At 54.9% G+C, this 18,087-nt stretch carries 16 protein-coding genes and 1 tRNA gene; all 17 read right to left on the bottom strand.

From position 1 onward, the window contains the following. Positions 1-100: 100 nt before the first annotated feature. Complete coding sequence (gene fusA, locus BN1125_RS15805; protein ID WP_042013395.1) at positions 101-2,206, bottom strand: elongation factor G; 2,106 nt, start codon at positions 2,204-2,206, stop codon at positions 101-103. Between the two features lie 75 nt (positions 2,207-2,281). After that, positions 2,282-2,752, bottom strand: a complete 471-nt coding sequence (rpsG, locus tag BN1125_RS15800; protein WP_010675949.1) for a 30S ribosomal protein S7 — start codon at positions 2,750-2,752, stop codon at positions 2,282-2,284. A gap of 93 nt (positions 2,753-2,845) precedes the next feature. Then, positions 2,846-3,220 (bottom strand): 30S ribosomal protein S12, encoded by a 375-nt coding sequence (rpsL, locus tag BN1125_RS18715; protein WP_005306278.1) that lies wholly within the window; start codon positions 3,218-3,220, stop codon positions 2,846-2,848. Between the two features lie 182 nt (positions 3,221-3,402). Next, positions 3,403-3,681, bottom strand: a complete 279-nt coding sequence (gene tusB / locus BN1125_RS15790; protein ID WP_042013394.1) for a sulfurtransferase complex subunit TusB — start codon at positions 3,679-3,681, stop codon at positions 3,403-3,405. Between the two features lie 7 nt (positions 3,682-3,688). After that, positions 3,689-4,048, bottom strand: coding sequence for a sulfurtransferase complex subunit TusC (gene tusC, locus BN1125_RS15785; RefSeq protein WP_042013393.1), 360 nt, complete (start codon positions 4,046-4,048; stop codon positions 3,689-3,691). A 9-nt stretch (positions 4,049-4,057) separates the two neighbouring features. Beyond that, positions 4,058-4,450 carry a sulfurtransferase complex subunit TusD gene (gene tusD, locus BN1125_RS15780; RefSeq protein WP_042013392.1) on the bottom strand — a complete coding sequence of 131 codons (393 nt, stop codon included), beginning with the start codon at positions 4,448-4,450 and terminating at the stop codon, positions 4,058-4,060. A gap of 84 nt (positions 4,451-4,534) precedes the next feature. Further along, positions 4,535-4,915 carry a RidA family protein gene (locus tag BN1125_RS15775; protein WP_042013391.1) on the bottom strand — a complete coding sequence of 127 codons (381 nt, stop codon included), beginning with the start codon at positions 4,913-4,915 and terminating at the stop codon, positions 4,535-4,537. Positions 4,916-4,939: 24 nt separating this feature from the next. Continuing rightward, on the bottom strand, positions 4,940-5,656 hold the full coding sequence (locus tag BN1125_RS15770) for a helix-turn-helix transcriptional regulator (RefSeq protein ID WP_005339902.1): 717 nt from the start codon (positions 5,654-5,656) through the stop codon (positions 4,940-4,942). A 193-nt stretch (positions 5,657-5,849) separates the two neighbouring features. Further along, on the bottom strand, positions 5,850-10,154 hold the full coding sequence (gene rpoC, locus BN1125_RS15765) for a DNA-directed RNA polymerase subunit beta' (protein WP_042013390.1): 4,305 nt from the start codon (positions 10,152-10,154) through the stop codon (positions 5,850-5,852). A 91-nt stretch (positions 10,155-10,245) separates the two neighbouring features. Then, positions 10,246-14,274, bottom strand: coding sequence for a DNA-directed RNA polymerase subunit beta (gene rpoB / locus BN1125_RS15760; RefSeq protein ID WP_084202331.1), 4,029 nt, complete (start codon positions 14,272-14,274; stop codon positions 10,246-10,248). A gap of 224 nt (positions 14,275-14,498) precedes the next feature. Next, positions 14,499-14,861 (bottom strand): 50S ribosomal protein L7/L12, encoded by a 363-nt coding sequence (gene rplL / locus BN1125_RS15755; protein ID WP_033135318.1) that lies wholly within the window; start codon positions 14,859-14,861, stop codon positions 14,499-14,501. Between the two features lie 51 nt (positions 14,862-14,912). Next, the gene (gene rplJ / locus BN1125_RS15750; RefSeq protein ID WP_033135317.1) at positions 14,913-15,413 is read right to left on the bottom strand and encodes a 50S ribosomal protein L10; all 501 of its coding nucleotides are present in this window, start codon (positions 15,411-15,413) and stop codon (positions 14,913-14,915) included. Between the two features lie 256 nt (positions 15,414-15,669). Then, positions 15,670-16,371: a 50S ribosomal protein L1 gene (gene rplA, locus BN1125_RS15745; RefSeq protein WP_042013389.1), complete on the bottom strand. Its 702-nt coding sequence runs from the start codon at positions 16,369-16,371 to the stop codon at positions 15,670-15,672. Between the two features lie 4 nt (positions 16,372-16,375). Next, the gene (gene rplK / locus BN1125_RS15740; RefSeq protein WP_026456244.1) at positions 16,376-16,804 is read right to left on the bottom strand and encodes a 50S ribosomal protein L11; all 429 of its coding nucleotides are present in this window, start codon (positions 16,802-16,804) and stop codon (positions 16,376-16,378) included. Positions 16,805-16,938: 134 nt separating this feature from the next. After that, positions 16,939-17,490 (bottom strand): transcription termination/antitermination protein NusG, encoded by a 552-nt coding sequence (gene nusG / locus BN1125_RS15735; protein WP_042013387.1) that lies wholly within the window; start codon positions 17,488-17,490, stop codon positions 16,939-16,941. A 9-nt stretch (positions 17,491-17,499) separates the two neighbouring features. Next, a complete protein-coding gene (secE, locus tag BN1125_RS15730) occupies positions 17,500-17,871 on the bottom strand; it encodes a preprotein translocase subunit SecE (protein ID WP_042013386.1) in 372 nt (123 codons plus the stop codon). 60 nt (positions 17,872-17,931) lie between these two features. Further along, positions 17,932-18,008: transfer RNA gene (locus BN1125_RS15725), tRNA-Trp, on the bottom strand. Positions 18,009-18,087 lie beyond the last annotated feature (79 nt).

Raw genomic sequence — 18,087 nt, 5'->3', positions numbered from 1 at the left:
CCACGTTAACGTGCGGTTTGTTACGCTCAAATTTTTCTTTAGACACGACGTAGTCCTTCTAGGTTAAACCCGCCTACCGTCGTAGGCGGGGAATCTTAAATTACTTGGATTTGCGCTCTTCGATCACGGCTTGTGCAACGTTGGTCGGTGCATCGTGATACTTGGCGAATTCCATGGCGTAGGAAGCGCGACCCTGGGTAGCGGAACGCAGTGCAGTTGCATAACCGAACATTTCGGCCAGCGGCACCAGAGCACGAACGATCTTGCCGGACGGGCCATCTTCCATACCTTCGATCAGGCCACGACGACGGTTCAGGTCACCGATAACGTCGCCCATGTAATCTTCCGGAGTTTCAACTTCTACTTTCATGATCGGCTCAAGCAGAACCGGGTTGGCTTTCATGAAGCCAGCCTTAAAGGCCATGGAAGCAGCGATTTTGAACGCCAGTTCGGAAGAGTCGACATCGTGGTAAGAACCGAAGTGCAGACGCACACCCAGATCCATAACCGGGTAACCAGCCAGCGGACCAGATTTGAGCTGCTCGCGGATACCTTTATCAACACCCGGGATGAATTCACCAGGAATGACACCACCTTTGATGTCGTTGACGAATTCGTAGGCTTTGCCTTCTTCCAGCGGGTACATGTCGATCACAACGTGACCGTACTGACCACGACCACCAGACTGCTTGGCGTGCTTACCTTCGATATCCTTGACGGTGTTACGAATGGTTTCACGGTAGGCAACCTGCGGCTTACCTACGTTCGCTTCAACCTTGAACTCGCGACGCATACGGTCAACGATGATGTCCAGGTGCAGCTCACCCATACCGGCGATGATGGTTTGACCTGACTCTTCGTCAGTCCATACGCGGAAGGACGGATCTTCCTGAGCCAGACGGCCCAGAGCCAGACCCATCTTCTCTTGGTCAGCCTTGGTTTTCGGCTCAACCGCGATAGAAATTACCGGCTCCGGGAATTCCATACGCTCGAGGATGATCGGGGCGCTCTGGTCACACAGGGTGTCACCAGTGGTCACGTCTTTCAGACCGATGGCAGCCGCGATATCACCAGCGCGAACTTCTTTGATCTCTTCGCGCTTGTTGGCGTGCATCTGAACGATACGGCCAAAACGCTCGCGCTTGTCCTTGACGGAGTTCAGCACGGTGTCACCGGAGTTAACCACACCGGAGTAGACGCGGAAGAAGGTCAGGTTACCAACGAACGGGTCGGTAGCGATCTTGAACGCCAGCGCAGAGAACGGCTCGTCATCAGAAGCATGACGCTCGTCTTTGGTCTCGCCGTCCATTTTCAGGCCGTCGATAGCTGCTACGTCGGTCGGAGCCGGCAGATAGTCAACAACGGCATCCAGCATTGCCTGTACGCCCTTGTTCTTGAACGCGGAGCCACAGGTTACCAGGATGATTTCGTTGTTCAGCACACGCTGACGCAGAGCAGTCTTGATCTCTTCCTCGGTCAGCTCTTCGCCGCCCAGGTATTTTTCCATCAGGTCTTCAGACGCTTCAGCGGCGGCCTCAACCAGATCCATGCGCATTGCTTGCGCCTGTTCCAGCAGCTCAGCCGGAACGTCTTCGTAATCGAAGGATACGCCCTGGTCAGCTTCGCTCCAGTTGATGGCTTTCATCTTGACCAGGTCAACAACGCCCTTGAAGTTCTCTTCGGCGCCAATGTTCAGCTGAAGGGGAACCGGAGTGCCTTTCAGACGGGTCTTGATATGCTCAACGCAGCGCAGGAAGTTGGCACCGGTACGGTCCATCTTGTTGACGAACGCGATACGGGGAACCTTGTACTTGTTAGCCTGACGCCATACGGTCTCAGACTGTGGCTGTACGCCACCTACGGCACAGTACACCATCACGGCGCCGTCCAGAACACGCATTGAACGCTCTACTTCGATAGTAAAGTCAACGTGGCCCGGGGTATCGATGATGTTGATACGGTGCGGTTGATACTGTTTGCCCATACCGGACCAGAAAGCGGTGGTCGCGGCGGAGGTGATAGTGATACCACGCTCTTGTTCCTGTTCCATCCAGTCCATGGTGGCAGCGCCATCGTGAACTTCACCGATCTTGTGACTTACACCGGTGTAAAACAGTACGCGCTCGGTAGTAGTAGTCTTACCGGCGTCAATGTGAGCGGAGATACCGATGTTACGATAACGCTCAATGGGGGTTGTACGAGCCATTGTCATCCTCTTACTAAGGCGCTTGTCCCTAGATAATTAAAGGTGCGCAGAGCCAAGAGACTCTGCGCAAGCGGATTACCAGCGGAAGTGAGCGAAGGCTTTGTTCGCTTCAGCCATACGGTGAACGTCTTCACGTTTCTTGACAGACGAACCCTTATTGTCAGCGGCATCCAGCAGCTCGCCAGCCAGACGCTGAGCCATTGATTTTTCACCACGTTTACGAGCGGCGTCAACCAACCAGCGCATTGCCAGAGCATTGCGACGAACCGGACGAACTTCTACCGGTACCTGATAGGTTGCACCACCGACGCGACGAGATTTAACCTCGACCGCCGGACGAATGTTATCCAGAGCGACTTCGAACAGGGCCAGGTGCTCTTTGCCAGATTTGGTGGCAATGATGTCCAGGGCGCCATAAACGATGGCTTCTGCAACAGATTTCTTACCGTCAACCATTACTACGTTGACAAATTTAGCCAGCAGCTCTGATCCGAACTTGGGATCTGGCAGGATTTTACGCTGACCAACAACACGACGTCTTGGCATTTCAAATTCTCCGTAACTTCAGGGATTACCCAAAACTAGAAAGCTATCTAACTAGAAACGAATTAACGTTTGGCCTTACTTAACGGAGAACCATTAAGCTTTAGGACGCTTCACGCCATACTTGGAGCGAGCCTGCTTACGGTCTTTAACACCGGCACAGTCCAACGCACCACGAACGGTGTGATAACGAACACCTGGCAAGTCTTTTACACGACCGCCACGGATCAGAACAACAGAGTGCTCTTGCAGGTTGTGACCTTCACCACCGATGTAGGAGGTGACTTCGAAGCCGTTGGTCAGACGCACACGGCATACTTTACGCAGTGCAGAGTTAGGCTTCTTCGGGGTGGTGGTATATACACGAGTGCATACGCCACGCTTCTGAGGGCACGCTTCCAGCGCCGGCACGTTGCTTTTCACAACGAGCTTGATGCGTGGTTTGCGAACCAACTGGTTAATAGTTGCCATCAAAAGGCTCCTGATAATGACTTCATAAACGTGTGGAAAATCCTCCCCGCAGATACGGGGACGCGAAATTTTATGCCCTGTTGTCTGGGGAGTCAAGATTTATACAATTTGCGTCACAAAAGGGCAATTCGGATCCGTTTGATTTCATGACATCACCTTGAATTATCTTGAAAATGTGTTTCTCAGCCACCCCAGGTACGCGGGGAACCTTTTTGCGCAATCAGTGCCACCAGACCCGCCATATCGAGCGCATTGCCCACCCGATGATGCAAACCGCGAGCTTGCAGGTCTTCCTGCATCACATACAGCGGGATACCCGCCAACCGCTCACACCATTGAGGGGCCGACGCCGCAATCACGGCATCCTGCATCAGCACAAACTCATCTTCTGGCTGGCAGTATGAGAGCGCCTCAGCGAGGGCTTGACTCTGAAAGGGGGAGTGCAATATCAGATGCAACATGGAGACCTCAAAAACTGATGTGAGTCGAACATTGTGCCCAGCGCCGAGCCAGCTCCTGGCGCGGCAGACTCTCGACCGGGATCAGCAGATCATCCACGGTCACGCCACGCTCTGCCAGCGAGTCAGCACACACATAGACCTCTTCTATGTCGTAGAGTTCCAGCATTTTGAAGGTGGGCGCGTAGTGGCGTTGCAAAATGGGCGCCGGCTGCTGCTCCTTGAGCAGTTGCAGCACGCCGTCCCCAATCAGGAAGAGGGCCAGCTCATCGGTCATGGCCGAGGTGGCCAGCAGGGCGTCCAGTCCTTCCCGACCAGCGGCATGGCCATGGGGGGCGCGACGGCAGATAAAGGCGATTTTCTTGCTCATGGTCACTCCCTAAAACTGAACCAGTCGATCGGCCGTGAGCGCCGCCTCGGCCAACTGACCAAGGCCACTGAGGCAAAATGGCGCCTGCAGATTGAAGTGCGTCTGCCCTGCCCCTTTGGCCTCCTGCTCATCGAGCACTCCGCGGCGCATGGCAGCAGCGACACAGACATCGATGCGTATCCCCTGCTCTTGTGCCAACTCTCGCCACAGGCGTACCAGGTCGGTCTCGTCGGATGCAGGCAGATGCAAACCGTTGCCGTTGCAGACCCCATCCTGATAGAAGAAAAGATGGGACAAGGTATGCCCCTGCGCCAGCAGGGCGCGGGCAAAACGATAGGCGGTGCTGGCTGACTGGGTGCCATAGGCAGGCCCAGTGACCAGGATGGCAAAATTCAGACTCATAGCAGGACTCCTGTGCTAACCAGGTCCATTTTACGCCAAAAACAAAAAAGCCCCTGCCAGGAGGGGCTTGATGCGATCTGTTAATCAGAGGTGGGCAATCGCCTCGACCTCAACCAGCACATCTTTCGGCAGACGGGCCACTTCCACGCAGGAGCGGGCTGGTGCCACATCGCCAAAGTAGCGGGCATAGACCTGATTGAAGGCAACGAAGTTATTCATGTCGCTCAGGAAGCAGGTGGTTTTGACCACTTTGCAGGCATCGGCACCGGCAGCGTGCAACACGGCGACCAGATTCTTCATCACGCGCTCGGCCTGCTCTTCGATGCCGCCAGCCACGATTTCCATGGTGGCAGGATCGAGCGGGATCTGCCCGGAGGTGAAGATCATTTCGCCAACCTTGGTCGCCTGAACATACGGACCAATCGCGGCAGGCGCCTTGTCGGTTGCAATCACTTCTTTAGCCATTCATCTATCCCCTTCTGCAATGATTTACTCGTTCTCGTCTTCACCCTGCTTGCGCTGTCGGATGTAAAGATAAACGGTATGTTTTGAAATATTGAGTTTATCCGCCACCAAATTGATCGAATCCTTGATATCGAAAATCCCCTTCTCGAACAACTGGGTCACGATAAAGCGGTTCTTGGCATTGTTGGCCACTGTGGGGTCACGGTTGATCTCGTCGATGGTGTTGTCCACCGTCTGGGCAACCAGCTCTTCCACACTGTTGGCGAAGGTCTCTGGTGACTGGCGCGCCGCCTGTTGGGGCGTCGGGAAAAATTCGGCCACAAACTCGTGGAAAGGTGCATTGATATGCAGGTTGATGCAGATAAGTCCGACTACCTGCCGCTCGCTATTGCGAATGGCGATGGTGCTCGACTTCATCAGCGCACCGGTGCGGCTGCGCGCAAAATAGCTCTGGGTATAATCCTGACCGGTGCTCTCGATATCCTTGAGCATGCGCAAAGCCAGATCGGTGATGGGCGCCCCAAGGGTGCGTCCGGTATTGAATCCGTTGGCGATCTTGATCACCGACTCGTGCAGATTCTCTAGGGAGTGGAGTACCACTTCACAATGCTTACCGAACAATTCGGCCAAGCCATCGATGAGCCCATCGTATGAGCGCAACAATTCCCTGTCTTCATCTGTAAAAGTGCGGCTGATCAGCTGTTCTTCGGGAAGCATAGCTTCCTCGATACCGACAGTCATGTTCTACCCCTGTAATAACCATTCAACTTTCCCGAGTTTTAAATTGCAGGGGAGTAAAGTCAACTTTTTTTGATTTTTTACTCTACAACTTTGCTCTGGATCATCCTGAAACCCGCACGGCGTCTACCTTTACCGAGGAATTGGCCAACAAAAAGGGCTCCTTGAGGAGCCCTTTTTAATCACTGATGACGAGTTACTCTTCGTCGAAGCTACCGGCTGCGTTCAGCAGATCCGCCAGGTTCTGCTGAGCTTCATCGGCGGTCACCTGCGGGGTACCAACAGCACGAGCTGCTGCGGCACGCTGGTTGATCCGGCTATGGTGGTAGGCAAAGCCGGTACCAGCCGGGATCAGACGACCCACGATGACGTTCTCTTTCAGACCACGCAGTTCATCACGCTTGCCACCAACGGCGGCTTCGGTCAGAACGCGAGTGGTTTCCTGGAAAGAAGCCGCGGAGATGAAGGACTCGGTGCTCAGAGATGCCTTGGTAATACCCATCAGTACATGACGGAAGGTCGCGGGGGTCTTGCCCTCGGCAACCAGCTTACGGTTGGCAATCTTCACACGAGCAACTTCAACCTGTTCGCCTTCGATCAGATCGGTATCGCCAGCGCTCAGGATCTCGCACTTGCGCAGCATCTGACGAACGATGACTTCGATGTGCTTGTCGTTGATCTTAACGCCTTGCAGACGGTAAACGTCCTGCACTTCGTTGGCAATGTAGTTGGCGACCGGGCTGATACCGCGCAGACGCAGGATGTCATGAGCAGACTCAGGACCGTCCGCCAGCACTTCACCCTTCTCAACTTTTTCCCCTTCGAACACGTTCAGGTTACGCCACTTCGGAATCATCTCTTCGTAGACGTTGCCACCATCGGTCGGGGTGATGACCAGGCGGCGCTTGCCCTTGGTCTCTTTCCCGAAGGAGATGGTACCGGAGATCTCGGCCAGAATTGCCGGTTCCTTCGGTTGGCGTGCTTCGAACAGATCCGCAACGCGCGGCAGACCACCGGTGATGTCCTTGGTACCGCCGGATTCTTGCGGGATACGCGCTACCGCGTCACCCACACCCACGTTGGCACCATCTTCCAGGTTGACGATCGCCTTGCCCGGCAGGAAGTACTGGGCGGCTACATCGGTACCCGGGATCATCACGTCTTTACCGTTCAGGTCGACCAGTTTAACGGTCGGACGCATCTCTTTACCGGCACTCGGACGCTCGTTGACATCCAGCACGACGATAGAAGAGAGACCGGTCAGCTCGTCGGTCTGACGAGTGATGGTCACACCATCGATCATGTGTTCAAACTGCAGACGACCTGCCACTTCGGTGATGATCGGGTGGGTGTGCGGATCCCAGTTGGCAACGGTCTCGCCAGCGTTCACAGCCTGGCCATCCTTCACTTCCAGCACGGAACCGTAAGGCAGCTTGTGGCTTTCCTTGGTACGGCCCATGTCGTCCATGATGGTCAGTTCGGTAGAACGGGAGGTGATAACCAGCTTGTCTTCGCTGTTGTGAACGAACTTGGCGTTCTGCAGCTTGATGCTACCGGTGTTCTTGACCTGGATGCTGCTTTCAGCAGCGGCACGAGATGCAGCACCACCGATGTGGAAGGTACGCATCGTCAGCTGGGTACCCGGTTCACCGATGGACTGGGCGGCGATAACACCGACAGCCTCACCCTTGTTAACCAGGTGACCACGGGCCAGATCACGGCCGTAGCAGTGAGCACAGTTACCGAAGTCAGTTTCACAGGTGATGGCAGAACGGACCTTCACGCGGTCAACAGAGTTGCGCTCCAGCAGGTCACACAGCTGCTCGTCGAGCAGGGTGTTGCGAGCAACCAGGATCTCGTCCTCGGTACCCGGCTTGATGACATCTTCTGCCACCACACGACCCAGCACGCGCTCACGCAGCGGCTCGACCACGTCGCCACCCTCGATCAGCGGAGTCATCCACAGACCTTCGGTAGTGCCACAATCGTCCTCGGTGATGACCATGTCTTGCGCCACATCAACCAGACGACGAGTCAGGTAACCAGAGTTCGCAGTCTTCAGTGCAGTATCCGCCAGACCCTTACGAGCACCGTGAGTAGAGATAAAGTACTGCAGTACGTTCAGACCTTCGCGGAAGTTCGCGATGATCGGGGTCTCGATGATGGAGCCATCCGGCTTGGCCATCAGGCCACGCATACCGGCCAGCTGACGGATCTGGGCAGCGGAACCACGCGCACCAGAGTCGGCCATCATAAAGATGCTGTTGAACGATGCCTGCTCTTCTTCTTCACCCAGCGAGTTGACGTTACGCTCTTTGGACAAGTTCTCCATCATGGCCTTGGAGACGCGCTCGTTGGCGCTGGCCCAGATATCGATAACCTTGTTGTAACGCTCGCCCGCTGTCACCAGACCGGACAGGAACTGGTCCTGGATCTCGGCAACTTCGGCTTCGGCAGCTGCAATGATCTCTTTCTTGGCGTCCGGGATGACCATGTCATCGATACCAACGGAAGCACCGGACAGGGCCGCGTAGTGGAAACCGGTATACATCAGCTGGTCAGCGAAGATAACGGTGTCCTTCAGGCCCTGCTTGCGATAGCAGGTGTTCAGCAGACGGGAGATGAGCTTTTTGCCCAGCGCCTTGTTGGATACGGATTTGATCCAGTTCTGCGGATTGGCGTCCAGGTCAGCTTGCTCTGCAGCAGTCAGCACCTTCGGCTCGTCTATCAGGGCGTATTCCATGCCTTTCGGCAGGATCAGGCTCAGGATCGCACGACCAACGGTGGTGTTCTTCATCTCGGTGTGTTCACGCAGGGAACCGTCTTCCTGACGCAGGTATTCGGTAATGCGTACTTTCACACGAGCATGCAGATCGGCCAGACCGGCGCGATATACTTTCTCGGCTTCTTTCGGGCCGGCCAGCACCATACCTTCGCCTTTGGCGTTGATACGGGCACGGGTCATGTAGTACAGACCCAAGACCACGTCCTGAGAAGGAACGATGATCGGTTCACCGGAGGCAGGCGACAGGATGTTGTTGGTAGACATCATCAGCGCACGCGCTTCCAGCTGGGCTTCCAGGGTCAGCGGTACGTGGACCGCCATCTGGTCACCATCGAAGTCCGCGTTATACGCAGCACAAACCAGCGGGTGCAGCTGGATTGCCTTGCCTTCGACCAGGGTCGGCTCGAATGCCTGGATACCCAGACGGTGCAGTGTCGGTGCACGGTTCAACAGAACCGGGTGCTCGCGGATCACTTCGTCCAAGATATCCCAAACGACAGCTTCTTCACGCTCCACCATCTTCTTGGCGGCCTTGATAGTGGTCGCCAGACCGCGGGTTTCCAGCTTGCCATAGATGAACGGCTTGAACAGTTCCAGCGCCATCTTCTTCGGCAGACCGCACTGATGCAGACGCAGAGTCGGGCCTACGGTGATAACGGAACGACCAGAGTAGTCGACACGCTTACCCAGCAGGTTTTGACGGAAACGACCTTGCTTACCCTTGATCATGTCGGCCAGGGATTTCAGCGGGCGCTTGTTGGAACCGGTGATGGCACGACCGCGACGGCCGTTATCCAGCAGCGCATCGACGGACTCTTGCAGCATACGCTTTTCGTTGCGCACAATGATGTCCGGAGCCGCCAGGTCCAGCAGACGCTTCAAGCGGTTGTTACGGTTGATCACGCGACGATACAGATCGTTCAGATCGGACGTCGCGAAACGGCCGCCGTCCAGTGGTACCAACGGACGCAGATCCGGCGGCAGCACAGGCAGCACTGTCATGATCATCCACTCCGGCTTGTTGCCGGACTGCAGGAAAGCTTCCATCAGCTTCAGACGCTTGGTAGTCTTCTTGCGCTTGGTCTCGGAGTTGGTTTGATCCAGCTCCTCACGCATGGTTTTGACTTCACCTTCCAGATCGATAGCACGCAGCAATGCCAGGATTGCTTCGGCACCCATCTTGGCGTCAAATTCGTCGCCCCACTCTTCCAGCGCATCCAGGTACTGCTCTTCAGAGAGCATCTGGCTGCGTTCGAGGTTGGTCATGCCAGGCTCGATAACGACGAAAGATTCGAAGTAGAGCACGCGCTCGATGTCGCGCAGGGTCATGTCCAGCAGCAGACCGATACGGGACGGCAGGGACTTCAGGAACCAAATGTGGGCAGTCGGGCTGGCCAGCTCGATGTGGCCCATACGCTCACGACGGACCTTGGTCTGGGTCACTTCAACGCCGCACTTCTCACAGATCACACCACGGTGTTTCAGGCGCTTGTACTTGCCGCACAGACACTCGTAGTCCTTCACCGGTCCGAAGATACGGGCGCAGAACAGACCATCACGTTCCGGCTTGAAAGTCCGGTAGTTGATGGTCTCAGGCTTTTTGACCTCACCGAATGACCAGGAGCGGATCATGTCAGGAGAGGCCAGACCGATCTTGATACTGTCAAACTCTTCGGTCTTGGTCTGAGCCTTCAAAAACTTGAGTAAGTCTTTCACGTGTTTCCCCTGTCAGGAGTCTAACCTCGGCGCCCCTACTGCCAAAACAGCGGGGCGCCCACGTCAATTCTCGAACAATAAGAGCGAGCTCTTACTCTTCGTCCAGCTCGATGTTGATACCCAGAGAGCGGATTTCCTTCAGCAATACGTTGAAGGATTCGGGCATGCCCGGCTCCATACGGTGGTCGCCATCCACGATGTTCTTATACATCTTGGTACGGCCATTCACATCGTCAGACTTGACGGTCAGCATTTCCTGCAGAGTATATGCCGCACCGTAAGCCTCCAGGGCCCACACTTCCATCTCACCGAAACGCTGACCACCGAACTGTGCCTTACCACCCAGCGGCTGCTGGGTTACCAGGCTGTAAGAACCGGTAGAACGCGCGTGCATCTTGTCGTCAACCAAGTGGTTCAGCTTGAGCATGTACATGTAACCAACGGTTACCTTACGCTCGAAGCGGTTACCAGTACGGCCATCGAACAAGTCAATCTGACCGGACTCCGGCAGATCGGCCAGCTTCAGCAGGGCTTTGATTTCGCGCTCTTTGGCACCATCAAACACTGGTGTAGCGACCGGCAGACCCTTACGCAGGTTACCCACCAGGGTACGTACGTCGTCGTCAGACAGTTCGGCGATGTTCACTTGCTGGGTGTCCTTCTCGCCCAGGTCATAGACCTGTTGCAGGAAGTTACGCATCTCGTGCAGCTCGCGCTGCTCTTTGACCATGCGATCGATCTTCTCGCCGATACCCTTGGCAGCAAGGCCCAGGTGCACTTCGAGGATCTGACCGATGTTCATACGGGATGGAACGCCCAACGGGTTCAGTACGATGTCGACCGGACGGCCGAACTCGTCATGAGGCATATCCTCGACCGGACAGATCTTGGAGATAACACCCTTGTTACCGTGACGGCCCGCCATCTTGTCACCCGGCTGGATGCGACGCTTGACTGCCAGATAAACCTTGACGATTTTCAGTACGCCCGGCGCCAGATCATCACCCTGGATAATCTTGCGACGCTTGTTCTCGAATTTCTTGTCGAACTCGGCTTTCAGCTCGATGTGCTGTTCAGCAATCTGTTCCAGTTCGGTCTGCTTGCCTTCGTCTTCGATGGCCAGTTCAAACCATTTGGAGCGATCGAGCTTGTTCAGACGATCTTCGCTGTAACCGGCGGCCAGCAGCAGGTTGCGGGAGCGGCCGAAAATGCCGTCTTCCAGGATCTTGAACTCTTCGGTCAAGTCCTTCTTCGCTTCCTTCAGCTGCATCTCTTCGATTTCTTTGGCGCGCTTGTCTTTTTCCACGCCGTCGCGGGTAAAGACTTGCACGTCAACCACGGTACCGTACACACCGTTCGGCACACGCAGGGAGGAGTCCTTCACATCGGAGGCCTTCTCACCGAAGATGGCGCGCAGCAGCTTCTCTTCCGGCGTCAGCTGGGTTTCACCTTTCGGGGTTACCTTACCAACCAGAATGTCGCCGCCCTTCACTTCGGCACCCACGTAGACGATACCGGACTCGTCCAGCTTGGACAGCGCGGCTTCACCCACGTTCGGGATGTCGGCAGTGATCTCTTCCGGACCCAGCTTGGTGTCACGGGAGATACAGGCCAGTTCCTGGATATGGATGGTGGTCAGGCGATCTTCCTGAACAACACGCTCGTTCACCAGGATCGAGTCTTCGAAGTTGTAACCGTTCCACGGCATGAACGCGACGCGCATGTTCTGGCCCAGTGCCAGTTCACCCAGATCGGTGGACGGGCCGTCAGCCAGTACGTCGCCAGCCATGACCGGCTCACCCAACATCACGCAAGGACGCTGGTTGATACAGGTGTTCTGGTTGGAACGGGTGTACTTGGTCAGGCTGTAGATATCGATACCGGCTTCGCCTGGCATCAGCTCATCTTCATTGACCTTCAGGACGATACGGGAAGCATCAACATAGTCGATGACGCCGCCACGCTTGGCCACTACGGTTACACCGGAGTCAACGGCCACAGCGCGTTCCATACCGGTACCTACCAGCGGCTTGTCAGCACGCAGAGTCGGTACAGCCTGACGTTGCATGTTTGAACCCATCAATGCGCGGTTCGCGTCATCGTGTTCCAGGAACGGGATCAGAGCGGCTGCCACAGATACGATCTGCTGCGGGCTCACGTCCATATACTGGATCTGGTCGGCGTTCATAAAGGTGGATTCACCTTTGTGACGGCACGGGATCAATTCATCTTTCAGACGGCCATCTTCGGTGGTCGCGGCGTTAGCCTGTGCGATCACGTACTTGCCTTCTTCGATAGCGGACAAGTAGTCCACTTCATCGGTGATCACACCGTCAATGACCTTGCGGTACGGGGTCTCGAGGAAACCGTACTCGTTGGTACGAGAGTACACGGACAGGGAGTTGATCAGACCGATGTTCGGACCTTCAGGAGTCTCGATGGGACACAGACGACCGTAGTGGGTCGGGTGTACGTCTCGAACTTCAAAGCCGGCACGCTCACGGGTCAAACCGCCCGGGCCCAGCGCAGAGATACGGCGCTTGTGGGTCACTTCAGAGAGCGGGTTGTTCTGGTCCATAAACTGGGACAGCTGGCTGGAACCAAAGAACTCTTTGACTGCGGCGGAGATCGGCTTGGCGTTGATCAGATCCTGCGGCATCAGGGTGTCCAGGTCGCCCAGGGAGAGACGCTCCTTGACCGCACGCTCGACACGCACCAGACCGACGCGGAACTGGTTTTCAGCCATTTCACCGACAGAACGGATACGACGGTTACCCAAGTGGTCGATATCGTCCACTTCGTCGTTACCGTTACGGATGTCGATCAGGCGCTTCATGACTTCAACGATGTCGTCTTTGGTCAGTACGCCAGCGCCAGTCTCGTCTTCACGACCCAGACGGCGGTTGAACTTCATCCGACCTACGGTAGACAGGTCGTAACGCTCGGCGGAGAAGAACAGGTTTTCGAACAGCTGTTCTGCAGCTTCGCGAGTAGGCGGCTCGCCCGGACGCATCATGCGATAGATCTCGACCAGCGCTTCCAAACGGTTGGAGCTGGAGTCGACACGCAGGGTCTCGGACATGTAGGCACCGTGATCCAGTTCGTTGGTGAACAGAACCTCGAAGTGCTTGAAGCCGGCCTGGGACAGGTTGGCGATCGCTTCCAGACTCAAAGCCTGGTTGGCGGTCACGACCATCTCGCCAGTTTGCGGATGTGCGTAGTCCTTGGCAGCAACTTTGCCAACAACATACTCAACCGGTACCTCAATCTGGGTAACGGCGTCTTTTTCCAACTGACGGATGTGACGCGCAGTCACACGACGACCGGTCTCAACCACCACGGCGCCATTGGCCACGATGTCAAAGGTCGCAGTTTCACCACGCAGACGCTCCGGCACCAGATCCATCATCAACTTGCCATCTTTTACTTCAAAACCGATGGTCTCAAAGAAGGTGGCCAGGACCTGTTCGGAAGTGAAGTCCAGGGCGCGCAGAATAATGGATGCTGGCAGTTTGCGACGACGGTCGATACGGACAAACAGGTTGTCTTTTGCATCGAACTCGAAGTCCAGCCAGGAACCACGGTAGGGGATAACGCGGGCGTTATACAGTACCTTACCGGATGAATGAGTTTTGCCTTTATCGTGGTCAAAGAAGACGCCCGGGCTGCGGTGCAGCTGGGAAACGATAACCCGCTCGGTACCATTGATTACAAAGGTGCCGTTCTCGGTCATGAGCGGAATTTCGCCCATGTATACTTCTTGTTCCTTGATGTCTTTGACGGTGCCGGCAGCTGCTTCACGGTCGTACAGAACCATACGAAGCTTGACACGCAGCGGCGCGGAGTAGGTCACTCCACGGATCTGGCATTCTTTTACGTCAAATACCGGCTCACCCAGGCGATAGCTGACATACTGAAGCTCAGCACTACCGGAGTAACTGGTGATCGGGAAAACGCTACGGAAAGCGGCCTCTAGGCCATATTCACCTTCCGGGTCAGCCTCGATGAACTGCTTGAAGGAGTCCAGCTGAATGGACAACAGATAAGGCGTGTCCAGTACCTGGTCTCGCTTACCGAAGTCCTTACGAATGCGTTTTTTTTCGGTATAAGAGTAAACCATAGGGTTCCTCAGCTCGCTGATAAGTGACCCACTCTGTCCCGCGGGACAGCTCTGTCTCAACACCGTTTTATGTTGGCCCGGACGAATGGAAACAGTCCGGATTGCTGGTGCACCGAGAGTCGTAAACGGTGTGAAATGCTCTCAGTCTACAGCGCAAAAAGGCTGGTGAACAAATATTCACCAGCCCTAGCCTGTTTTATCAGGCTAATCTACATAAATGCAGATTATTTGATCTCAACAGAAGCACCAGCTTCTTCAAGCTGCTTCTTCAGAGCTTCGGCTTCGTCCTTGGACACGCCTTCTTTCAGGTTAGCCGGGGCAGCTTCAACCAGATCTTTGGCTTCTTTCAGGCCCAGACCGGTAGCGCCACGAACGGCTTTGATGACGGCAACTTTGTTGGCGCCAGCAGCGGTCAGAACTACGTCAAACTCGGTCTTCTCTTCTACTGCTTCAGCGGCCGGACCGGCAGCAACAGCAACAGCGGCAGAAACACCGAACTTCTCTTCCATAGCTTCGATCAGCTCAACAACTTCCATTACAGACATGGAAGCAACGGCTTCGATGATTTGGTCTTTAGTGATAGACATGACAAAAATTCCTGATGTTGAATAAACTCAAACAGCCTAGTTAGGCGAGAATCAAGCAGCAGCTTGCTTCTGATCACGCACAGCAGCGATGGTACGAACCAGCTTGCCAGCAGAGGCTTCTTTCATAGTAGCCATCAACTTCGCAATCGCTTCGTCGTAGGTCGGCAGCGTAGCCAGACGATCAATTTGTGCTGCGGCGATAAACTCACCGTTAAAAGCGCCAGCCTTGATTTCGAACTTTTGGTTCGCTTTGGCAAACTCTTTGAACAGACGAGCGGCAGCGCCCGGGTGTTCGTTAGAGAAAGCAATCAAGGTCGGACCGGTAAATGCGTTGTTCAGGCACTCGAATTCGGTACCTTCAACTGCACGACGCAGCAGGGTGTTACGCACAACGCGCATGTACACACCAGCTTCGCGAGCGGTTTTACGCAGGACGGTCATCTTATCTACAGTCACACCGCGTGAATCGGCTACAACTGCAGACAGAGCGCCTTTGGCAGCTTCGTTGACTTCAGCAACAATTGCCTTTTTGTCTTCGAGTCCCAATGCCATTGGCTTAACTCCTGGATTGAATCCGGGTCTATTGACCCAGTACAGACACATCCCCCCTACCTTTACAACAGAGGGGAACGATGCGGTAGCAGGATTCCAGAAGAGAAAGAAACTTTCTCGCTGGGTTTCCGGCACCGTCTACGCAGGAAACATTAAGGCTTTGCAGCCACCTGCGGTCTTGGACGGAGGTCGAAACCCCCAACCAATCAAGGCGCAAAATTATAGATTAAATTTTGCGCCTTGTAAAACCCATCAATTAGGCCTGAGCTTCCAGAGAAGCTTGGTCTACAGCAACACCGGCACCCATGGTGGTGGAGATGCTGACTTTCTTGATGAATACGCCTTTGGCGGAAGAGGGCTTGCCTTTTTTCAGGGCAACCAGCAGAGCTTCCAAGTTTTCTTTCAGCTGAACTTCGTCGAAAGAAACCTTACCCAGAGTGGTATGGATGATACCATTCTTGTCGTTACGGTAACGAACCTGACCCGCTTTGGCGTTCTTGACCGCTTCAGCAACGTTAGGAGTTACAGTACCCACTTTCGGGTTCGGCATCAGGCCGCGCGGGCCCAGGATTTGACCCAGTTGACCAACAACGCGCATGGCATCCGGGGATGCGATAACGACGTCGAAGTTCATTTCGCCTTTCTTGACCAGCTCGGCCAGGTCATCCATACCTACCAGGTCAGCACCGGCAGCTTTCGCTGCTTCGGCGTTGGCGCCTTGAGTAAATACGGCAACGCGTACATCACGACCGGTACCGTGCGGCAGTACAGTTGCACCACGTACGTTCTGGTCAGATTTACGAGCGTCGATACCCAGGTTGACAGCAACGTCAACGCTTTCAACGAACTTGGCAGTAGCCAGTTCTTTCAGCAGGGCAATGGCTTCGTTGATGGAGTACTCTTTGGTACCGTCAACTTTTTCGCGAATAACGCGCATACGCTTGGAAAGTTTAGCCATTGTCTTAATCCTCCACTACCAGACCCATGGAACGAGCGGAGCCTGCGATGCAACGTACTTTTGCATCCAGATCGGCACCGGTCATATCCGGTTCTTTGGTCTTGGCGATTTCTTGCAGCTGGGCTACGGTCACCTTACCAACCTTGTCTTTGTTCGGCTTGGCAGAACCAGACTTGATACCGGCAGCTTTCTTCAGCAGGAAGGAAGCAGGCGGAGTCTTGGTTTCGAAGGTGAAGGAACGGTCACTGTAAACGGTGATCACGACCGGAGTCGGTGAACCTTTTTCCAGCTTCTCTGTACGAGCGTTGAACGCCTTACAGAATTCCATGATGTTAACACCGTGTTGACCCAGTGCAGGACCAACGGGAGGGGACGGGTTGGCTGCACCAGCAGCAACCTGCAGCTTGATATAAGCTGTGACTTTCTTAGCCATTAGGAAAATACCTCAAAAATGGGTTCTAGCGCCTCGGAGACTTGCTCCTGCAAACGGCTCCCCAACTAATAAAGGGGCAGAGAATTATAGAGATATTCGCTGCCCCTGACAACCGTTAAACGTACAGAATTCAATCAGCCCTTTTCGACCTGACCAAAATCCAGTTCAACAGGAGTAGAGCGACCGAAGATCAGTACCGAGACCTTCACGCGGCTCTTCTCATAATCGACCTCTTCAACGGTACCGTTGAAGTCGGCAAACGGACCATCGGCAACCCGCACCATTTCACCCGGTTCAAACAGGGTTTTCGGACGCGGCTTGTCGTGGGCATCCTGCAGACGGTTCAGGATGGCATCGGCCTCTTTATCGGAGATCGGTGCCGGGCGGTCGGAGGTACCACCGATAAAACCCATTACACGCGGCACATTGCGTACCAGGTGCCATGTGGTTTCATCCATGACCATCTGGACCAGGACATAGCCCGGGAAAAACTTGCGCTCACTCTTGCGCTTCTGGCCTGCACGCATCTCGACCACTTCTTCGGTCGGGACCAGGACTTCACCGAACATGTCTTCCATGCCATGCATCTTGATATGCTCGCGCAGGGACTTGGCTACACGGCCTTCATAGCCGGAAAACGCCTGCACGACATACCATCTCATACGTTGTTCACGTTGTTCAGTCATGGCTTATCCTTACACACCGGTAATCAGGTTGACCAACCATACCAAGGCACCGTCCAGAACGAACAGTAACAAACCCATCACGGCGGTCACCGCCAGCACAATCAGGGTTGTCTGAATGGCTTCCTGACGGGTTGGCCACACGACCTTGCGGACTTCCAGGCGAGACTCACGGGCAAATGCCAGTGTTGCCTTTCCCTTGGTGGTTTGCAGGGCCACTGCACCAGCAGCAGCAATGACAACGACCACACCCAGGGCGCGGACGGCAGCGTTCACATCGTTGAGCAGGTAATTACCCACTACAGCGGCCGCCAGGATAATGAAAACCAGGCCCCACAGCAGGGTATCCTTGCTTCCGCCCTGGCTCTCAGTACTAACACTCATACAACCCACCTGTATCTGACGTAACCAAAGACACAAAAGCCCCGTACGAGACGAGGTATATGGCAGGGGCGGCAGGACTCGAACCCGCAACCATCGGTTTTGGAGACCGCTGTTCTACCAATTCGAACTACGCCCCTACACAAGAAAGCCCCTATTATAGGGGCTTTGCTTTATTTATGTAAGCCAAAGATTAAGCAATTACGCTGGCTACAACAC

Origin of the sequence: Aeromonas fluvialis, from assembly GCF_000819885.1 — a bacterium.
Classification (GTDB): Bacteria; Pseudomonadota; Gammaproteobacteria; order Enterobacterales; family Aeromonadaceae; genus Aeromonas; species Aeromonas fluvialis.
Note: the sequence above shows the minus strand (reverse complement) of the source record. Positions and strands in the feature narration are given on the sequence as shown.